4 protein-coding genes and 2 pseudogenes are annotated in these 3,289 nt (G+C 68.2%); 5 read left to right on the top strand and 1 reads right to left on the bottom strand.

The genetic code is table 11. The features are described 5' to 3' along the window. Positions 1–125, bottom strand: a pseudogene (locus KZA10_RS18010) (TerC family protein); the annotation flags it as partial. Between the two features lie 8 nt (positions 126–133). On the opposite strand from KZA10_RS18010, the pseudogene KZA10_RS10200 reads away from it, so the two are divergent. The 5 genes and pseudogenes from KZA10_RS10200 to KZA10_RS10180 all read left to right on the top strand — a co-directional run. Then, positions 134–520 (top strand): annotated as a pseudogene (locus KZA10_RS10200) (pyridine nucleotide-disulfide oxidoreductase); the annotation flags it as partial. Positions 521–681: 161 nt separating this feature from the next. Beyond that, positions 682–984 carry a DUF427 domain-containing protein gene (locus KZA10_RS10195; protein WP_218682804.1) on the top strand — a complete coding sequence of 101 codons (303 nt, stop codon included), beginning with the start codon at positions 682–684 and terminating at the stop codon, positions 982–984. Between the two features lie 60 nt (positions 985–1,044). Beyond that, positions 1,045–1,917, top strand: coding sequence for an ABC transporter ATP-binding protein (locus KZA10_RS10190; RefSeq protein ID WP_218682803.1), 873 nt, complete (start codon positions 1,045–1,047; stop codon positions 1,915–1,917). Beyond that, positions 1,914–2,597, top strand: coding sequence for an ABC transporter permease (locus tag KZA10_RS10185; RefSeq protein WP_058630858.1), 684 nt, complete (start codon positions 1,914–1,916; stop codon positions 2,595–2,597). Before KZA10_RS10190 ends, KZA10_RS10185 begins: the two co-directional genes overlap by 4 nt. Continuing rightward, positions 2,594–3,289, top strand: a 696-nt coding sequence (locus tag KZA10_RS10180; protein ID WP_218682802.1) for an ABC transporter permease, incomplete at its 3' end; no start/stop codon positions are given. The genes KZA10_RS10185 and KZA10_RS10180, both read left to right, overlap by 4 nt.

Genomic DNA, 3,289 nt, shown 5'->3' with positions numbered 1-3,289 from the left:
TCGCCGTTGTACTCGTCGCTGACGGGGAGGTGACGGCGCACGAACGTCATGAAACGTCCGTTGGCCGGGTTGCTCTCGTGGTTGCTGAATGCCTGACGGTAGGCGAGCACGAGCAGCAGTGCACCGATGCCGTCACGTCGCCACAGCCGACCAGGCTGCCGTGCCGCAGGTCACGTTCTCGATTCCCGAGGTCGGCTCCGTCGGGCTCACCGAGGCCCAGGCGGTCAAGGCCGGCATCTCGGTGAAGGCCGTCGACTACGACCTGGGCTGGGTCGCCGGCGCGAGCCTCTACGAAGACGGCTTCGAGGGCCAGGCGCGGCTCGTGATCGACACCGACCGCGACGTCGTGGTCGGTGCGACGTTCGTCGGTCCCGAGGTGGCGGAGCTCGTGCATGCGGCCACCGTGGCGATCGTCGGCGAGGTCCCGATCGCCCGCCTCTGGCACGCGGTGCCGTCGTACCCCACGATCAGCGAGATCTGGCTGCGGCTGCTCGAGGGATACGGCCGCGACTCCGCCTGAGCCGTGGAGGGAGTCGATCCCGACATCGGGAGCAATCCGTTTGCGTGATCGTGCCGAACAGGAACGGGATTGTTTCTCATATTGACGGCCGCGACGCAACCCTCATCCCCGATGTCGCAGCCGTCTTATACGCTCGAACTCACATCCGAGGAGGCAGGACCATGAAGGCTGTACTCGCAGGAACCGTCATCGCCGAGGCCGACGAGAGCGATCTCGCCCGCATCGAAGGGAACTGGTACTTCCCGCCCGCATCCATCACACCCGGGGCACTCGTCGAGAGTCCCACGCCGTACACCTGTCCGTGGAAGGGCGCGGCGCAGTACTTCTCGGTGCAGACCGACGGAGAGCTCTACACCGACTACGCCTGGTCTTACCCGAACCCCTTCCCCTCCGCGTTCGATCGCGTGGGCAAGGACTTCTCCGGGTACGTCGCGTTCGATCCCCGCGTCGAGGTCGGCCCGTAGCCATCTGAAGAGCCCCTGCTCGTCCGCTCGCACATCGATCGACCGACTGGAGACCAGCCCATGATCGAGTTCCGCAACGTCACCAAACGCTTCCCCGGCGGCGCCCTCGCCGTCGACGACTTCAGCCTCGTGCTGCCCTCGCGCAAGACCACGGTGTTCGTCGGCTCGTCCGGCTGCGGCAAGACCACCCTGCTCCGCATGATCAACCGCATGGTCGAACCCACCTCCGGCGAGGTCGAGATCGACGGCGAGAGCGTGCTCCAGGGTGACCCGGTGGCCCTGCGCCGACGCATCGGCTACGTCATGCAGAACTCCGGCCTCATGCCGCACTTCACGGTGATCGACAACGTGGCCACGGTGCTGCGGCTGACCGGCGTGAAGAAGACGGCTGCCCACAAACGGGCGCGTGAGCTGCTCGACACGGTGGGCCTCGACCAGGCGCTCGCCGACCGCTACCCCAGCCAGCTCTCCGGTGGGCAGCAGCAGCGCGTCGGTGTCGCCCGCGGACTCGCCGCCGACCCGAACATCCTGCTCATGGACGAGCCGTTCGGCGCGGTCGACCCCATCGTGCGGGCCGACCTGCAGCAGGAGACCCTGCGGCTGCAGCGCGAACTCGACAAGACCGTCGTGTTCGTCACGCACGACATCGACGAGGCGTTCCTGCTCGGCGACCAGGTCGTCATCCTCGACAAGGGCGCGCGCATCGTGCAGGTCGGCAGCCCCAGCGAGATCATCGAGAACCCTGCGGACGACTTCGTCTCGGCGTTCATCGGCGCCGACCGCGGTCGCCGCGCCCTGCACCTCAAGCAGACTCCCCGCGGCACGGTCGTGGTCGACTCCGAGGGGCGCACCCAGGGGTCGATCGTCGATGTGCCGGATGCGGTGACCCACGCGCTCCTGAGCGAGGAGAGCGTGACGAAGGGCGCTCCGTGAACTGGATCGTCGACAACATCGGCCTCATCCTCGAGCTGACCGCCATCCACCTGCAGCAGAGTGCGATCGCGATCGTGCTCGGCTTCGTGCTGTCGCTGCCCCTCGGGTGGGTCGCGTGGCGCTATCAGCTGGTGAAGGGGCCGGTCATCGTCCTCACCGGACTGCTCTACACGATCCCCTCCCTCGCGCTGCTGATCCTGCTCCCCTCGGTCGCCGGCTATCCCGCCCGCAGCCCCGTGAACCTCATCATCGGCCTCACGATCTACGCGGTCGCGATCCTCGTGCGGGCCGTGTCCGACGGCCTCGACTCGGTCGACCCCGCCATCCGCCAGTCGGCCACCGCGATGGGATACGGCGGCTTCCGCCGGTTCTGGACCGTCGACTTCCCCCTCGCCGGTCCCGTGGTGCTCGCCGGCCTCCGCGTGGCAGCCGTGAGCACCATCTCCCTCGCCACGGTCGGCATCCTCGTCGGGGTGACCAACCTCGGCTACCTCTTCACCAATGGTCTGCAGCGACGCATCCTCGCCGAGGTCTTCGCCGGAGTGATCGCCGTCGTCGTGATCGCCCTCCTCATCGATCTGCTGCTCATGCTCCTTGGCCGCGCCCTCATGCCCTGGACTCGCGCCACCAAGACGCCGTCCGCCGCGAAGCAGACCGCCGCACTGGGGGCCGCCGCATGAACGTCTTCACGGAAGCCTTCGCCTGGCTCTTCTCCCCCGACCGGTGGGTGGGCACCTACTCGCTGCCGGTCCTGTTCGGTCAGCACATGTACTACACGCTGATCTCGGTGCTGATCGCCGGCGTCATCGCGATACCGCTCGGGTGGCTCATCGGCCACACCGGCAAGGGTCGCGAGATCGCCGTCGCGGTGTCGGGTGCGGCGCGCGCCATCCCGTCGTTCGGCCTGATGGTGCTGCTCGTGCTCCTCCTGGGCGTGCTGCGGGTGCCCGAGGCCGCGATCATCACGTTCGTGCTCCTCGCGATCCCCTCCCTCCTCGCCGGCGCCTACACCGGGCTCGAGGCCATCGACCGTCGCGTGCTCGACTCCGCGCGCTCGATGGGCATGACCGAGTGGCAGGTGTTCTGGAAGGTCGAGGTGCCCCTCGGGCTCCCGCTGCTGGTCGGTGGCATCCGCGCGGCCCTGCTGCAGGTGATCGCCACGGTCACCATCGCCGCATACGTGAACCTCGGCGGCCTCGGTTGGCCGATCATCCAGGGCATCCCCCTGCGCAAGTTCGACCAGGTGCTCGGCGGTGCGATCCTCGTGGCCGTGCTCGCGCTGGTCGTCGACCTGATCTTCGCTCTCCTCCAGCACGCCGCCGTCCCCAAGGGTGTGCGCGCTCCGACCACCACGCGCCGCTCCCGTGCCGCC

The organism is Microbacterium sp. BF1, from assembly GCF_019279095.1.
GTDB classification, from domain to species: domain Bacteria; phylum Actinomycetota; class Actinomycetes; order Actinomycetales; family Microbacteriaceae; genus Microbacterium; species Microbacterium maritypicum.
Note: the sequence above shows the minus strand (reverse complement) of the source record. Positions and strands in the feature narration are given on the sequence as shown.